This is a genomic window from Rouxiella silvae, assembly GCF_002093625.1.
In the GTDB taxonomy this organism is placed as follows: Bacteria; Pseudomonadota; Gammaproteobacteria; order Enterobacterales; family Enterobacteriaceae; genus Rouxiella; species Rouxiella silvae.
This window is the reverse complement of record NZ_MRWD01000025.1, coordinates 1-16,751: the sequence shown is the minus strand read 5'-3', so window position 1 is coordinate 16,751 and position 16,751 is coordinate 1. Positions and strand designations below refer to the sequence as shown.

Here is a 16,751-nt window from a genome sequence, read left to right as displayed (position 1 = left end):
ATGGGTTATGAAAAAGTTCGCAACGTTACTTCTTGCCGCTGGTTTAGCCTTGAGCAGTGGTGCAGTATTTGCAGAAGGTACTGATGCGGGTTCCAATAACGGCAACGCCAATCAGACGGGCGGTCCGGGATCGGTTCAAAAGCTTGCGCCAAACGGTGTAGATAACAACAAGATCAACACCTCTAATACCAACACAGCGCAAGAAAAGCACCATAAAAAAACCACCAAAATGCACAAAAAAACCAGCAAAAATGCTGACCATAAAATAACGATGTGTAAAGACGGCCGCTGCCCAAACCAAACTCCGGGCACCAAGCAGTCCAAGGCAACGGGTAACTAAGGTCGCTTAACGCTGTAAGGTTAAAGCAACGGGGAGCTACGGCTCCCCTTTTTTTTGCCCCGAAACTGGCCGCCATGCGCTTTCCATTAACGTTTTCAACCCTTCAAGGTTGAGCTATTCTAAAGCTCCTTATCTTTGTGAGCGCCCCATGCCAAGGTTACTGTTAGTCGACGACCATCCTCTTGTTGAAGTTGCTATCGAGGCGGCGCTCCAGCGCTCGGGCGGCGACTGGGTGCTCGACAGCGTCGACGACGACCAATTGGCGATGTCTAGACTGGCGACAAACGCCTATCAGCTGGTCGTACTCGATATTGGTCTCCCTGAGGTTGACGGCCTGCAACTGCTGAAACGCATACTTCGCCACTATCCTGCTCAGGCGGTACTGATTTATACCGCCCAGGAAGAAGAAGTGTATGCGCGGTTAGCAATGGCGGGCGGTGCCAGCGGGTTTATTAATAAGGGACAGCCGATGGCGGTGCTGGTTGAGGCCTTTGAAGCGGTGACTCAGGGAGAGCAGTTCTTTCCCGAGGGGATAGAGCACGACACAGAAACGGCGGGGGTGGAGTCAACCTCCACATTAACGCTGAAAGAGTTGCAAATAATTGGCCTGTTGGCGCAGGGATATTCCAATCTGCAAATTGCCAGCATGTTAAATATAAGTAATAAAACGGTCAGTACGCACAAGAAAAATATATTGCGTAAAACCGGTGCCAATAATTTATTTGAATTGGCTGCTGTTTATAAAGAAATGCAGAACTGATGAAATTCCTTAAGCTGCTTATTATTATCATTGCCTTCTGGACGCTGCCTTTCTGTTACGCTACTCCCCCGCCGGCTTATCACCTGGTCAGTAACCTTTCCCTGCCTACCGAGGTATTGCTTAACGGCCTGCAAAATCCCTGGCGAGGAAAAACGCTGCGCATCGGCATACTGAGTGATAATACCAGTCCGTACAATATCCTCATCGGCAGCGACTATTACGGCCTCAATGCAGACTATCTCAATTACGTCGAGCAGGTTACCGGCATTCATTTTTTTCTAAGTGGCTACAACAGTCCTCAGGCTTTGCAGCAGGCGCTAAAAATGCAGCAGATAGATCTTATCTTTGGCCTGCCGGAAAATCAGCTGCCCAAAGGCGTTTGGGCCAGCAAGCCTTACTATGTCAGCCCGCTTCGGGTGTTGCGCAGCCGTCAAAATGCTCGCCAAATTATGGTGAATTCACAGGGTTCTGAAATTGCTATCAGTAAAATGACCGGCATGCAGGCCTACAGTCGTATTCGCAAGCTTACGGCCAACATTACCTCCTTTGACAATAACCTGCAGGCAATTTACTCACTGCTAAATGGCAAAAGTGACTACATGATTGCCGATGAAGCCAGCGCCAGTTTTATTATTGATCAACTGCAACTGGGGCAGATTTATCAGGTTGAGACCACGGCGCTCAGCTTTGGCAATCTGTCGTTTGTGTTCAACGGCCAACGTCCTGCCCTATTAACATTGCTCAATCAGACGATCAGCGGCACGCCGATGGAGGTAATGAACCAACTGCAGGGACGTTGGAATAAGCCAATCCCCACCTATCTTGACGCGGGAAATGCCTCGTTAACGCCGATGGAGGCTGACTGGGTAAAACAAAATCCGCAGGTGCATTACGCCGCTACACAGAATGACTATCCGTTTGTGTATCGAGGACTCGACGGTCAGCCTCACGGTTATGTGGTTGATATTCTAAATATCATTTCACAAAATAGTGGAATAACGTTCGCGCCGGTGTGGTCTGATAATGCACAGCAGTCAGACCTTGACGTCGCCACGGGCAAGGCCGCATTTCGCGCGGTATTGCCTTTGTACGAGCAGGCAAGAGAGCAATATGAGAGCAGCATGCCCTATCACCGCTCGCTGTGGGGGGTGTATGTTGCACAAGACACTGGGAATATCTCGACCTGGCAGGCGCTGAACGGCAAGCGGATTGGTGCGCTGCGTGGCGATCTGTCGCTGTCAATTATTCCGCCGAATCAAAAAGTGCAGATATTTAGCGACAGCAAAACCCTGTATGACGCACTGGCCAATCGCCAAATAGACGCATTGGTCGATAATATAGTGACCGCTAACTTCACAGCTCTGTCGCGCTATTCGGGCGTGCTTAAGCTGGCCTTCGCCGCCAACAATATCTCCTACCCGATTGCGTTCGGCGTACCTAAAGACGCGCCGCTGTTGCTGAGTATTCTGGATAAAAGCTTGCAACAAATTCCGCCACAGACTCTGCAAACACTGCGCGATGAATGGGTGAGCGACCGAAAAAACGTGATTGACGCCGTTAACGATAACCGCATGCAGCCGCAAATGACCTGGCTCCTTGGCCTGCTGGCGGCGATTGTTGTTGTACTCCTGCTGCTGCTGGCCCGTCGTTTTTATCTGCAGCGTAAAGACCGGCAGGAGCGCCAGCGGCTGGAGTTGGCGCGTCTTCAGGCAGAAGAAGCCAACCAGTCGAAAAGCCGCTTTCTGGCCACCATCAGCCATGAGTTGCGCACGCCGATGCACGCCATTCTTGGTCTGCTGGAGCTTGAGATGAAAGACTCATCGGCACTGGGGGAAAATATCCCCCTGGTTTATAGCTCGGCCTCTTCGTTGATGAACCTGCTTAATGACCTGCAGGACTATGCGCGACTTGAGACCGGTACGCTGACGTTTAATCCCAAACCTCTGCTCATCGAGCCTTGGCTACACCAACTGGGCAAACTGTTTATACCGCTGATTGGCCAGCGGCCGATTGCGTTCGCTCTGCACCGTCACGGCCCTCTGCCCGACGTTATGGTGATCGATACCGATCGTCTTATGCAGATAATCAATAACTTGGTCGGCAACGCCATCAAATTTACAGCCGCAGGGGAAATCAGTATCACGCTGAGTTGGCGAGAAACCGAGAGGGGAAGCGGAGAGTTGCAGCTTGACGTTGTCGATACTGGCTGCGGAATTGCCGAGGATGAACACGCGAGACTGTTCGAGCCTTTTTATCGCGCAGCGGGCGCACAGCGCATTTCGGTTCAGGGCAGCGGCCTAGGGTTATCGGTTTGTAAAGAGATAGCCGAGAAGATGTCTGGCCGCATCAGCCTGACGTCGACCCTCGGAGTGGGCACTCACGTTTCTGTCACCCTGCCTGCGGTGGCGCTGACGCTGGGCCAGCTCGAGTTTGCAACGCCCGAGGAAATGCCGACGGCGCAAGCGCATGATATAACGCCGCTGCGGGTGGCTGTTATCGACGACCATCCTACCAATCTGCTGCTGATGCAGCGCCAGTTGCTGAGCTGTGGCGTTGTGGCGACCACGTTCAACAGCGGTAAGTCGTTCCTTCAGGCAAGCACTGAGCAGGCATTTGACGTGCTGTTTATCGACTACAACATGCCGCGCCCCGACGGCATGCAGCTGAGCCGCATTATTCGGCGTCGGGAGCGTCAACTGAGCCGCTCGCCCTGCCATATCATTTTGTGTTCGGCCGACGTACAGGAGTTTACCCGCCTGCCGATGCATCATCTTGGCGTGGAGGATTTTCTGACCAAACCGGTGCCACTCGCGGCCATTCAGACCCTTTTAAATAAAATACGCGTTGCACAGCGGCGAGACCTCTCCGCGCTGGAAAACCAGCTTCAGACGCGGGGTAATCACAGCCCTGCGTTGGTTAAACGCCTGTGCGACACCTTGCTGCAGACCCTGCATCAGGATCAACAGAGGCTGAAGAACGCACATGAAGCCGATGATTTACCCGGTATTGCCAGAGCAGCACATCGGCTGAAAGGCAGCCTGCTTATCTTGGGAGACGAGATACGGGCGCAGCAATGCCAACGACTGATTGAACAATGCAAGCAAGGCAAGTTATCGCAGCAGGCCTATAATAGAGTCATCAATCTTGTGCATGAGTTGCTGCATAAGCTTTTTGTTATCAATAATTAGTTTTTACACAAATAGGGAAAAACATGTCAGTGCAGTCTTTATTACCTGAGGATAGAAACAGCCGTCGTTTACTGCTGGCCTTTTTAGTCACCGTGGTCTTTATGGTGATTGAAGTCATTGGTGGACTGATCTCCGGCTCCCTTGCTCTGCTTGCGGATGCGGGGCATATGCTGACAGACGCGGCGGCTCTGCTCATGGCACTGCTGGCAGTGCGTTTTGCTCGTCGCAAACCTAACTCCCGACATACGTTTGGCTATTTGCGCCTGACCACCATGGCCGCGTTTGTCAATGCCTCGGCCCTGTTGCTTATCGTCATACTTATTCTATGGGAGGCGGTGCAGCGCTTTATGACTCCGGAGCCGGTGCTGGGCGGTACCATGCTGGCGATCGCAATTGCCGGTCTTTTTGCCAACCTGCTGGCCTTTTGGCTTCTGCATCAGGGGGAAGAAAAAGAGAATATTAATGTCAGAGCAGCGGCTTTGCACGTAATGGGTGACCTGCTGGGTTCCGTGGGTGCCGTGGTGGCAGCGCTAATTATCATGAATACCGGCTGGACGCCCATTGACCCGATTTTATCGGTGCTGGTGTCATGTCTGGTGCTGCGCAATGCCTGGGGCCTGCTGCGCGAGAGTTTTCACGAGCTGCTTGAAGGTACGCCGCAGGAAATTGACATCGACAAACTGCGCAAGGATTTATGCCTGGCCATCCCGGAGGTGCGCAATGTGCATCACGTGCATGTCTGGCAGATTGGCGAACAGCGTTTGATGACACTGCATACGCAGGTTATTCCCCCGCACGATCACGATGCATTACTGGAAAGGATCCAGCATCATCTGTCCGAGAAATACAAAATTGGCCATGCGACTATTCAGATGGAGTACGGCGTGTGCGACATGCCGGACTGCACTATCAGCGAGGTTGCCGCCAGTTCGGCGGCTTCGGGGCATGGTCATCATCATCACGGGCATGACCACGACCATCAACACTAACGGGCAAAAGCAACAGGGCCGGCGAGGAAGCTGGCCCTTTATTTATGCGTTACCCTGCACCCGCAGTTTAAGCTGTGCGGCAAAATTCAGCATACGGTTCAGTGGGATCAACGACTTCACCCTCAGAGCCTCATCCACTTCTATCGCGTGCTGACTTCCCCCCTGCTCCAACCCTTCGGCTATCGCCTTTAGGCCATTCATCGCCATCCACGGACAGTGCGCGCAGGTGCGACAGCTCGCCCCTTCTCCCGCTGTAGGTGCCGCAAACAGCTCTTTATCCGGGCAGGCTTGCTGCATCTTGTAAAAAATACCGCGATCGGTGGCGACAATCAGCTTCGGGTTTGGCAACGTTTTTGCGGCCTGAATCAGTTGACTGGTAGAACCGACGGCGTCGGCCATATCAACAATAGCCTGAGGAGACTCTGGGTGCACCAGTACAGCCGCCTCGGGGTACAATGCCTTCATGCGGGCTAGTGCCTGGGTTTTAAACTCGTCATGGACGATACAGGCGCCTTGCCAGCAAAGGATGTCGGCCCCCGTCTGCTTGCGCACATAGTTCCCGAGGTGTCTGTCTGGTGCCCAGATGATTTTTTCACCCAGACTATCAAGATGTTCAATCAGTTCGACCGCAATACTTGAGGTGACCACCCAATCGGCCCGCGCTTTGACTGCCGCTGAGGTATTGGCGTAAACCACTACCGTTCTATCCGGATGACTGTCGCAAAAATCAGAGAAAGCCTGTTCAGGGCAGCCCAAATCCAGTGAGCACTCGGCGTGCAGCGTGGGCATCAGCACAGTTTTCTCAGGACTGAGGATTTTGGCGGTTTCGCCCATAAAGCGCACACCGGCGACCAGCAGCGTCGAGGCTTTATGCTGACTGCCGAAACGAGCCATCTCTAGCGAGTCTGCAACGCAGCCTCCGGTTTCCTCGGCCAGCGCCTGAATTTCAGGATCGGTGTAATAATGTGCCACCATTACCGCGTCACGCTGTTTAAGTAACCTTTTAATTTTTTCTTTATAAAAGGTTTTCTCATCGTCGTTCAAGGGTGCCGGTTTTGGAGGGAAAGGGTAAACCGCCGCATTCAGGTCTAGAGTCTCACTCATTACTCATCATCTCAGTCAGCCGTCAACAATCAGGCAAGGAAGCGAATCGAGCCTTTGACGGCTCATTTGTTTTATATGCTAAACAAAATACTCTGATGCAGTAAAAAAGTCGCTGTAATTTTGCGCTAAAAAAGAATTTTGTTTAAGCGGCTTAAAATTTAACAAATCATTGCGCTGTATAAATCAGCCTTTCCTAGGGTTCATATCCCCTCACCATCAGGTGAAGGGACGCGTTCTGCGTGGTTTGCGGGAGTCGTGGTACCGGAATGAGTTAAATCGTGGGCGTGAGGATGAGTGAATTCGCACAAGCCTACTCGTAAGCGCCTAGGGTTTATCCCCTCGCCCAAAGGGGGAGGGTTAGGGTGGGGGAACTCCCCTTCTACATTCTGCGTTAAAATGATGTGTAATCAGCTGCTTGCTCCCCCATCCTATCCTTCCCCCAAAGGGTGAAGGGACGCGTTCTGCGTGGTTTGCGGGAGTCGTGGTACCGGAATGAGTTAAATCGTGGGCGTGAGGATGAGTGAATTCTCAGTGCCCCTGAAACGCAAAAAACGCCCGTTAGGCGCTTTTTTCTTAGAAGTGGTGGGTCGTGCGGGATTCGAACCTGCGACCAATTGATTAAAAGTCAACTGCTCTACCAACTGAGCTAACGGCCCACTAATCTGCTTAATTTGCTTGCCTGAATAACTTGTTTCAGTTTGTCTGGGCAACGGCGGCATATATTACTGATTTATCTCGACAGCGCAACCCTAATTTGGAGATAAGCTGCTGACTGCTTGTTCTTCATACATTCGAGCCCGAAAAATAGTCGATATGGTTATTTTTCGGGCCTGAATGACGCACTATTTTGAAGACAAACGTTTTTGAGCCTGCTTGGCAGATTCACTGTTCGGGTAGAGTTTAACCACCTGCTGGAACACGGCTTTTGCTTTATCGCTCTGGCCTTTTTCCTGCATGATGATCCCGACCTTGTACATTGCATCTGGGCTTTTCGGTGACTTCGGATAGTTTTTGACCACGACAGCATAATAATATGCCGCATCATCTTTCTTACCCTTGTTGTAATACAACTGGCCTAACCAGTAATTGGCATTAGGCTGGTAAGTCGAATCTGGATACTGCTTGATGAACGCCTGGAATGCAGAAATAGCCTGATCGAACTGTTTCTTTTCCAGTGCTAACGAAACGGCAGCATTGTAGTCGGTATCAGGATTCCCTGAGCTCGCTGGCGCGCTGCTGGCAGGCGCCGAGTCAGAACCCGTATCAGCAGTTGCTGCACCGGCAGAAGAGCCCGCTGCGGCCGCAGGAGCGCCACCTGAGCTTTGCATTGATGCTATCTGCTGAAGGATCTGATTTTGACGATCGGTAATCTGTTTCAGCTGATATTGGTTATCTTGTATTTGACCACGAAGATTCGCAATATCGCTCTGGTTGTCAGAGACTTGCTGTTGGAGTTGGTTTAATAGCTGACCTTGACCGTTGGAGATACGCTCAAGAGTGGTGACTCGATCTTCTATCGAGCCAGAGCCGACATTACTGATTGGCGCCGAGGCAGTAGCGGCCCAGGGGGCCGCTACGCCAACCAATAACGACAGACTCAACAGGTGATGTCTGAAGTTACTGCTCATGCGATTCTCTTAGTATACCAGTACGGCACGACGGTTTTTAGCGTAAGCCGCTTCGTCATGACCCAGTACAGCTGGTTTTTCTTTACCGTAAGAAACGATAGAGATTTGGTCAGCAGAAACGCCTTTGCCTTGCAGATACATTTTAACTGCAGTAGCACGACGCTCGCCCAATGCGATGTTGTATTCAGGTGTGCCACGTTCGTCGGCGTTACCTTCAACAGTCACTTTGTAAGACGGGTTGCTACGCAGGAATGCAGCGTGTGCATCCAGCATCTGAGCGTAATCAGAAGAAACATCATACTTGTCCAGACCGAAGTAAACGATGTTGTTCTTCTGCAGTTCTTGCATCTGCTGACGAGCTTGTTCTTCTGAAGACATATTGCCGTTTTCAGTACCGGTACCCGTGCCAGCGCCGTAACCAGCTTGGCCGTTGTCTGCGGTTTTGTGTGAACTACAAGCAGCGATTGCCATAACTGGCAGAGCCAGCAGCAGGCCTTTCAGCACTTTATTAAGTTGCATTCCGATAATCCTTTTTATAATTTGCCATACATATCTAAACATGCATCACAGGTACGGCGACCAGGCAGGAGAAGATACCTGACCCTCGGTAGCCGGAAGACGCGCTTTGAAACGCCCATCAGTCGAAACCAACTGCAACACCTTACCCAGTCCCTGTGAGGAGCTGTAAATAATCATGGTGCCATTCGGCGCGATACTAGGCGTTTCATCCAGGTACGTGTCCGTTAATACTTGAACGGCTCCCGTTTCCAGATCTTGTTTGGCGATGTGTTGGCTGCCGCTTGCGGAACTAACCATTACAAGGAATTTTCCATCGGAGCTAACATCTGAGTTTTGATTCTGAGAACCTTCCCACGTCAGACGCTGTGGCGCACCGCCATTAATATTTACTTTATACACCTGAGGACGACCGCCCTGATCCGAGGTAAATGCCAGATTTTGACTGTCTGGGTACCAGGCTGGCTCAGTGCTGTTGCTGCGTCCGTCAGTAACCTGGCTCATTTGACCAGAGGATAAATTCATAACATACAGGTTCAGGCTGCCTGATTTAGACAGGGCCATCGCCAGTTTTGTACCGTCCGGAGAAAATGCCGGTGCACCGTTGTGACGCGGGAAATCGGCAACTTGACGGATAGCACCGTTAGCTAACGTCTGTACCACCAGTGCAGAACGCCCGCTTTCAAAAGTAACATACGCCAGTTTGCTGCCGTCTGGAGACCAAGCCGGTGACATCAAAGGCTCAGTCGAACGATGCACGACAAACTGATTGTAGCCGTCATAGTCCGATACTTGCAGTTCATACGGGAATTTTCCACCGTTGGTCTGCACGACGTACGCGATACGGGTGCGGAAAGCCCCTTTTATTCCGGTCAGTTTCTGGAATACTTCATCACTCGCGGTGTGGCCTGCATAGCGCAGCCATTCCTTGGTGATTTTGTATTGATTCTGAGAAATAACCGTACCAGATGCACCAGAAGTGTCGACCAACTGGTAAGAAACCAGATAGCTGCCGTCACCGCCGGGCTGAATTTGTCCTACGACAACGTCGTTAATACCCAACGCGCTCCAGGCAGCGGGCGTCACTTCAGCCGCTGTAGTCGGTTGTTGTGGCATACGCGCAGTGTCGATCGGGTTAAATTTACCGCTATTACGCAGGTCAGCCGCAACGATGCCGCCGATATCCTGCGGAGGAGTCCCCGGACCCGCCCATTTGAAAGGCACCACTGCGATAGGACGTGCCGAATCAACACCCTGGGTTATCTCGATGCGAACTTCAGCATGCGCGGCCGTCGCCAACATCATCAATAGGCCGAACGCTACTCGAATTGCCTGTTTCATTGTATCTCCCTTATCTGGACTCTGAGCCCGAAAGAAATCTTACGCCCCGCCAAACATCGTCATAAACAGCAAAAGAACCGCGCATGACCTTCCCGATTTCCATGTTGGGAATGCACGGTTTACCGCTGTTTTATACTGCTCAGACGCCTGCGGGCCATGAAGTCTGACCGGCTTATTCTTTCCGCGATAAACTAGCAGAATTTTAACAAACCAATGCACACAAAACTACATAAACACCAGATAAGCCATCGCAAATATCCTAAACAAGAATATTTTCAACTGCGACTTCAATAACCTTGGCCATTTTAGGCCCCATTACTGAGGCTTAAAGTCTACCGGTGCATTTTTAAACACTTCATAAACATCCTGAGACGGTGGTTTCGGGATCCTTGCCTGTCGAGCCGCTGTAATCGCGGCCTGACACAGAGCCGGATCGCCGCCCTCAGACTGAATATCTAGCAACGTTCCATTTGGTGCGAGCTTAATGCGTAACGAACAGGTTTTGCCAATGTATGACTGGTAGTCATAGAAACGGCTCTTTATTGCGGCTTCAACCTGACCAGCATAGTTGGAAATGTCCGCACCCGATGCCCCGCTCTTCTTATTTTTACCTACGCCAGCAGCTCCACCGCCACCTTTCGGCGCGTTTTTAGACGATGCTAAACCACCAAACAAATCGTTAACGTCAGAAGATTCTTTCGCTGCAGCAGCAGCGGCTTTCTTCTTAGCATCCGCAGCAGACTTGGCGGCGGCGGCTTTCTCGGCGGCAGCTTCCTTAGCGGCGGCAGCCTTCTCGGCAGCGGCCTCTTTGGCGGCTGTAGCTTTCGCTTCGGCAGCTTCTTTGGCAGCAGCAGCTTTCGCATCGGCAGCAGCCTGTTTAGCTTCTTCGGCCGCGGCTTTCTTCTCTGCATCGGCTGCGGCTTTTTTAGCTTCGGCATCTGCCTGCTTCTTCGCGTCAGCCTGAGCCTGTTTCTTGGCACTGGCGGCAGCTGCTGCGTCGGCGTCGGCCTGTTTCTTGGCCTCGCTTTCGGCTTTTTTCTGTGCATCAGCCTGAGATTTAGCGACTTTGTCGGCTTCGGCCTTGGCTTTTGCAGCAGCATCGGCTGCCTGCTTTTGCTGTTCTTTTACTGCGGCAGCCTTGGCGTCTGCAGCAGCCTGTTTCGCATCTTCTGCAGCCTCTTTCGCCTGTTCGGCGGCAGCCTGCTTCTGCTGCTCTGCGGCCTGTTTAGCCTGCGCTGCAGCAGCCTGTTTTTGTTCCTGTGCAGCCTGCTTTGCGGATTCGGCAGCTTCTTTGGCCTGATCGGCCTTCTGTTGCTGTGCCGCCTGCTGGGCTGCTAAACGTTCTTTTTCAAGCTCTTTCAGTTGCTGCTGTTGTTCAGCCTGCTTCTGTTGCAACTCTTCAGCCTGCTGCTCAGATTTTTTCTGGTGCGATTGCTGAGCGCGATTAGCGTCAGCCTGCTGCTGTTGCTCACGATTATATTGATCAACCACGGCACCGGAATCGACCATTACGGCTGAAATATCCGTACCGCCACCGCCGCCGCTCATGCTGGTGTCCTCTTCGAGAGAGCTCCAGACCAACAGGGCTATCAATATGATATGCAGAACGACCGAAACAATAACGGCGCGTTTGAGCTTATCGTTTTGTTCAGTTGCAGTTGCCTTTACCAAAATAGATTTCCCAACACAGGATTGCTAAAGCCCGGTCAGCACACGTTCTTTATTAACGTACACTGGCCAGGTTTAAAATAAATGTCACCCATTACCCTTGGATCAGATTGGCTGTGTCATCAGACCTACAGATTTCACACCAGCCTGATGCAGCAAGTTGAGCGCCTTTATGATCTCGTCATAGGGCACTTCTTTTGCTCCACCGATCAGGAAAACAGTCTTCGGATTGGCCTGTATGCGTTTTGTTGCTTCCGCAATAACCTGCTGCTCCGGCAGTTGTTCCATTCTTTGATGGTCAATAACAATGGTGTATTGGCCTACGCCAGACACTTCAACGATAACCGGCGGGTTATCATCGGTGGACACAGTTTTAGAGTCTGTCGCGTCTGGCAGGTCCACTTCAACACTCTGAGTAATGATGGGCGCCGTTGCCATAAAAATAAGCAACAGCACCAACAGAACGTCAAGCAGCGGGACGATGTTGATCTCAGACTTCAGTTCGCGACGATGACGACCTCGTACTCGAGCCATGCTTTCCTCCCTTAATTACTGCTTTCGCGAGAGAAAGCCTGACGGTGCAGGATAGCCGTGAACTCTTCCATGAAGTTATCGTAATTTTGTTCGAGTTTATTAACGCGCTGATTCAGACGGTTATAGGCCATAACGGCAGGAATTGCGGCGAACAAACCGATAGCAGTGGCGATCAGTGCCTCGGCAATACCTGGGGCAACCATTTGCAGCGTAGCTTGCTTAACTGAACCCAAACCGATAAACGCGTGCATGATACCCCAAACAGTCCCGAACAGACCGATGTACGGGCTGATTGAACCTACGGTGCCAAGGAAAGGAATATGGGTTTCAAGTGACTCAAGTTCACGGTTGAAAGAGATGCGCATCGCGCGCGATGAGCCTTCAATAACCGACTCTGGGGCATGGCTGTTTGCACGATGCAAACGGGCAAACTCTTTAAAGCCAGAATGGAAAATCTGCTCGGCACCACTCAAGGTGTCACGACGGCCTTGGCTTTCCTGATATAAACGAGAAAGCTCAATACCGGACCAGAATTTATCTTCAAACGCTTCTGCTTCACGGGTTGCCGCATTCAACACTTTTGTGCGCTGAATGATGATGGCCCAAGAGGCAATGGAAAAACAGATCAGGATAAGCATGATCAGCTTAACCAAGATGCTGGCCTTTAAAAATAAATCAAAAATGTTCATGTCAGTCACTGCTTGAACTCCGCGACAATAGACTTAGGAAGCGCTCGTGGCTTCATTTGATGTGGATCGATGCATGCAATTAACACGTCTGCACTACACAGAAGGTTTCCATGCGAATCAAGAATTCGTTGTGCAAAGGTAAGTGAAGCTCCCCGAATTTCGGTTATTTCACTCTGGACATCCAGCAAGTCGTCAAGTCGTGCCGGGGCCAGATAGTCAACCGTCATACGGCGAACTGCAAAAGCGACATGGTCTTCCAGCAACTGATGCTGGTGAAAGTTGCGTTGGCGCAACATCTCTGTGCGAGCCCTTTCAAAAAAGGCGACGTAACGGGCGTGGTACACCACACCACCTGCATCGGTGTCTTCGTAATAGACACGGACAGGCCATCGGAACAACGAATTACTCACTCTACATCCCGTGTTGCAATTTGACGGCCCTACTATACGCAACTGATTTCAGCTTGGGAATGGGTTGCTAGGCTGGAATGAAAATAATTATCGGCCACAATGTGCCAATGAAATGAGAGTGTCAGTGCTTTGTAAATCATGTAAATAAAAGAAAGGTTTTTACTTACCCGATTTAGCTGTGTGAATGAGCAAGTTGATAAAAGGGGCCCATTAAGAGCCCCTGCCATCGCGGCGGAAAATTCCCCTACCCCGCGTGTTTTATTTGTTCTCTTTTGCTGCTTTGCTTTCTTCGCTGTGCTCAAACGCTAGGGCGGTGATTATCCCAAAAGAGCAGGCAAGAAGTGTTCCGAGAATCCAGGCAAAATACCACATAGTTTCAGGCTCCTGTTGCCGTTGAAGTTAATACAGCGAATGCTTGTTGTTTTCGATGTAGTTTTTATCCAGACGACCAAACATCTTGTAGTACGCCCAACTGGTATAAAGAAGGATAATCGGGACGAAAATACAGGCTACGATGGTCATCACTTTCAACGTTAATGGGCTAGACGTTGCATCCCACATGGTCAGGCTCATGCTCGGCATGGTGCTCGATGGCATAACAAACGGAAACATAGTTACGCCAGCAGTGAGAATCACACAGGCAATAGTCAAAGATGATGTCAGGAACGCCCATGCACCTTTATTAAACCTGGAAAGCAGAATGGTAAATAAAGGTAAAATTACGCCCAACGCCGGGATCGCCCACAGAATCGGCATGCGATTATAGTTAAGCAACCAGGCACCCGCCTCATGTGCCACCGTTTTACGCAGCGGATTTGATTCAGCGGCGGTGTTGATTGCCGAAGTAATCACGTAGCCGTCGATCCCCTTCACCAGCCAGATGCCAGCCACCAGGAAACACACCATCATCACCAGCGCCGAAATTTGCGAAGCAGCACGGGTGCGAAGATGAAGCTCGCCGCTAGTACGCATCTGCAAATAGGTCGCGCCCTGCGCTATCAGCATGGTCAGGCTGACAATTCCGGCCAGTAAGCCAAACGGGTTGAGCAACTGCAGTAGGTTACCGGTGTAATAAAGACGCAGATATTCGTCGATGTGGAAAGGCACACCCAATAGCAGGTTGCCAAACGCTACGCCAAATACCAGCGCGGGAACGAAGCTGCCGATAAAAATGCCCCAGTCCCACATGTTGCGCCAGCGTCTGTCATCCACTTTAGCGCGGTAGTCAAAGCCCAGCGGACGGAAGAACAGCGCGCAAAGGACTAGGATCATCGCGGCATAAAAGCCGGAAAAAGCCGCCGCATAGACCATTGGCCAGGCGGCAAACAGAGCGCCACCGGCGGTAATGAGCCAAACCTGATTACCGTCCCAGTGGGGAGCAATCGAGTTAATCATTATCCTACGCTCGGTATCCGTTTTACCAATAATCCGCACCAGAATGCCGACACCCATATCGAATCCGTCGGTGACCGCGAAGCCGATAAACAGCACACCTATCAGCGCCCACCAGATAAACCTTAATACTTCATAGTCGAACATAAGGGTTCTCTCCTTTACTGTGCTTGCTCAATTGAGGCGGCAGGCTGTTCAAAATGATAACGGCCGGTTTTCAGGCTGCTCGGTCCCAGTCGTGCGAACTTGAACATCAGGAACATTTCAGCCACCAAGAACAGCGTATACAGCCCGCAGATAAGGATCATTGAGGTAAGCACGTCGCCAGTGGTTAACGAGGAGTTTGCCACTGCGGTAGGTAAAATCTCGCCGATTGCCCAAGGCTGACGACCATACTCGGCGACAAACCACCCTGCTTCTACTGCAATCCACGGCAGCGGTAATCCATACAGTGCTAGGCGATGTAACCATCGACGCTTGCCAATCTGTCCGCGAAGGACGGTAAAGAATGACAGACCAATAATCAGTAGAATAAGGAAGCCACATGCCACCATGATGCGGAAAGCAAAGTACAGCGGCAGCACGCGCGGAATTGAATCCTTGGTCGCCTGCTGGATTTGCGCTTCGCTCGCGTCGGATACTTTCTCGGTATAGCGTTTCAACAGCATGCCATACCCAAGGTCAACCTTGGTTTTCTCAAAGTCGCTACGTACTTCAGGATTGGTATTACCCGAGCGCAGTTCTTCAAGCAACGTGTAGGCTTTAATACCGTTTCTAATACGCACTTCATGCTGCGCCATCAGCTCTTTGAGACCGATTACCGGCTTATCGACGGAGCGAGTGGCAATAAGGCCGAGCAAATAAGGAATTTGGATGGAGTATTGGTTCTCCATTTTGTCCTGATTTGGCAGACCGATCAGCGTAAAGTTTGCCGGTGCTGGTTGCGTTTCCCACTCTGCTTCAATGGCTGCAAGCTTGGTTTTCTGCACGTCACCCATCTCGTAGCCGGACTCGTCGCCGAGAACAATAACGGAAAGCGTGGCGGCCAAACCAAAACTGGCTGCAATCGCAAAGGAACGCTTGGCAAAAGCAGTGTCACGACCTTTAAGCAGATAGTATGAGCTGATAGCTAAAACGAACATAGCACCGGTCACGTAACCTGCGGCCACGGTATGAACGAATTTCACCTGCGCTACTGGGTTGAAAACCAGCTCGGAGAAACTGACCATCTCCATACGCATCGTTTCATAGTTGAACTCGGAGGCTATCGGGTTTTGCATCCAACCATTAGCGACCAGTATCCACAGCGCGGAAAGGTTGGAGCCAAGCGCCACGAACCAGGTTACCGTCATGTGCTGGACTTTGGATAAACGATCCCAGCCGAAGAAGAATAACCCGACGAGAGTTGACTCAAGGAAGAATGCCATCAGGCCTTCAATGGCAAGTGGTGCGCCAAAGATGTCCCCGACGTAGTGGGAGAAATATGACCAGTTGGTTCCGAACTGGAACTCCATGGTCAAGCCAGTGGCCACACCCAGTGCAAAGTTAACTGCAAATAACTTGCCCCAGAATTTGGTCATGTCCTTATAGATTTGTTTGCCCGATAAAACGTATACCGTTTCCATAATTGCCAACAAAAACGCCATACCCAGCGTTAATGGAACAAAAAGAAAATGGTACATGGCCGTTAAAGCAAACTGCAAACGCGACAGCTCAACGATATCAAACATCTTAGTCCCTAGGCCTCGGAGGAAGACCCCAAATTGCAAAACTGACGTACCGGTAAATACGCCTCACAATTACTGTTATTTAACTTTCCGTTTTAAAAACATCACAAATTAATTAGGTGTTAATATCTCAGTCAAGCAGCAGAACCTTACCGCCCTCTAACGTCATGATTGAACTGAAATAAACCAGCTAAAACCCACATAACTTTGGGGAGACAAGGTGCTCCAAATTGAATAAATCAAGCATGCTTTGTGCTTCAAATGATATTACGCCAATAAAACCCTACAATAAATAGGCTTTTTGGTAATTGATTCTCATTTTTTGAATGCAGATCAATTTTTCACATACACACCAAGACAGCATTACCTGAACTCGAGCAATCTAAGGCTTTGTTCGGTTTATTTCTAGTAATTTAAGATAAATTTTATAAAAGTTAAATTACTCAGCTTGACTGTAGGTTTAAT

General features: G+C 50.7%; 15 protein-coding genes and 1 tRNA gene. 4 read left to right on the top strand and 12 right to left on the bottom strand.

All coding sequences use genetic code 11. The annotated features are described in order from the left end of the window. Positions 1-7 precede the first annotated feature (7 nt). The 4 genes from BS639_RS11790 (at position 8) to zitB (ending at position 5,277) form a co-directional block, all read left to right on the top strand. Positions 8-340, top strand: a complete 333-nt coding sequence (locus BS639_RS11790; RefSeq protein ID WP_055777377.1) for a protein YbgS — start codon at positions 8-10, stop codon at positions 338-340. A gap of 148 nt (positions 341-488) precedes the next feature. Then, complete coding sequence (locus tag BS639_RS11785; RefSeq protein WP_055777374.1) at positions 489-1,100, top strand: response regulator transcription factor; 612 nt, start codon at positions 489-491, stop codon at positions 1,098-1,100. Continuing rightward, positions 1,100-4,288 (top strand): ATP-binding protein, encoded by a 3,189-nt coding sequence (locus tag BS639_RS11780; protein ID WP_233427660.1) that lies wholly within the window; start codon positions 1,100-1,102, stop codon positions 4,286-4,288. Before BS639_RS11785 ends, BS639_RS11780 begins: the two co-directional genes overlap by 1 nt. A 23-nt stretch (positions 4,289-4,311) precedes the next feature. After that, positions 4,312-5,277 (top strand): CDF family zinc transporter ZitB, encoded by a 966-nt coding sequence (gene zitB, locus BS639_RS11775; RefSeq protein ID WP_055777366.1) that lies wholly within the window; start codon positions 4,312-4,314, stop codon positions 5,275-5,277. A 42-nt stretch (positions 5,278-5,319) separates the two neighbouring features. Here the strand turns inward: zitB and nadA are convergent, their stop codons facing one another. The 12 genes from nadA to cydA form a co-directional block, all read right to left on the bottom strand. Then, on the bottom strand, positions 5,320-6,381 hold the full coding sequence (gene nadA / locus BS639_RS11770) for a quinolinate synthase NadA (RefSeq protein WP_084983157.1): 1,062 nt from the start codon (positions 6,379-6,381) through the stop codon (positions 5,320-5,322). 580 nt (positions 6,382-6,961) lie between these two features. Beyond that, a tRNA-Lys gene (locus BS639_RS11765) sits at positions 6,962-7,037 on the bottom strand. Between the two features lie 186 nt (positions 7,038-7,223). Next, positions 7,224-8,009 carry a cell division protein CpoB gene (cpoB, locus tag BS639_RS11760; protein WP_084983156.1) on the bottom strand — a complete coding sequence of 262 codons (786 nt, stop codon included), beginning with the start codon at positions 8,007-8,009 and terminating at the stop codon, positions 7,224-7,226. 9 nt (positions 8,010-8,018) lie between these two features. Further along, positions 8,019-8,528, bottom strand: a complete 510-nt coding sequence (gene pal / locus BS639_RS11755; RefSeq protein WP_055777356.1) for a peptidoglycan-associated lipoprotein Pal — start codon at positions 8,526-8,528, stop codon at positions 8,019-8,021. A gap of 45 nt (positions 8,529-8,573) precedes the next feature. Continuing rightward, on the bottom strand, positions 8,574-9,866 hold the full coding sequence (gene tolB / locus BS639_RS11750) for a Tol-Pal system beta propeller repeat protein TolB (protein WP_084983155.1): 1,293 nt from the start codon (positions 9,864-9,866) through the stop codon (positions 8,574-8,576). 315 nt (positions 9,867-10,181) lie between these two features. After that, positions 10,182-11,537 (bottom strand): cell envelope integrity protein TolA, encoded by a 1,356-nt coding sequence (gene tolA, locus BS639_RS11745; protein WP_084983154.1) that lies wholly within the window; start codon positions 11,535-11,537, stop codon positions 10,182-10,184. Positions 11,538-11,639: 102 nt separating this feature from the next. Continuing rightward, entirely contained in the window at positions 11,640-12,068 is a 429-nt protein-coding gene (gene tolR, locus BS639_RS11740) for a colicin uptake protein TolR (RefSeq protein ID WP_055777347.1), read from the bottom strand. An 11-nt stretch (positions 12,069-12,079) separates the two neighbouring features. After that, the gene (gene tolQ, locus BS639_RS11735; RefSeq protein WP_055777344.1) at positions 12,080-12,766 is read right to left on the bottom strand and encodes a Tol-Pal system protein TolQ; all 687 of its coding nucleotides are present in this window, start codon (positions 12,764-12,766) and stop codon (positions 12,080-12,082) included. Next, a complete protein-coding gene (ybgC, locus tag BS639_RS11730) occupies positions 12,763-13,167 on the bottom strand; it encodes a tol-pal system-associated acyl-CoA thioesterase (protein WP_055777341.1) in 405 nt (134 codons plus the stop codon). Before ybgC ends, tolQ begins: the two co-directional genes overlap by 4 nt. Before the next feature lie 258 nt (positions 13,168-13,425). Further along, positions 13,426-13,539 (bottom strand): cytochrome bd-I oxidase subunit CydX, encoded by a 114-nt coding sequence (gene cydX, locus BS639_RS11725; protein ID WP_055777339.1) that lies wholly within the window; start codon positions 13,537-13,539, stop codon positions 13,426-13,428. A 27-nt stretch (positions 13,540-13,566) separates the two neighbouring features. After that, a complete protein-coding gene (cydB, locus tag BS639_RS11720; protein WP_055777336.1) occupies positions 13,567-14,706 on the bottom strand; it encodes a cytochrome d ubiquinol oxidase subunit II in 1,140 nt (379 codons plus the stop codon). A 14-nt stretch (positions 14,707-14,720) separates the two neighbouring features. After that, on the bottom strand, positions 14,721-16,289 hold the full coding sequence (gene cydA, locus BS639_RS11715) for a cytochrome ubiquinol oxidase subunit I (protein ID WP_055777332.1): 1,569 nt from the start codon (positions 16,287-16,289) through the stop codon (positions 14,721-14,723). Between the last annotated feature and the right edge of the window lie 462 nt (positions 16,290-16,751).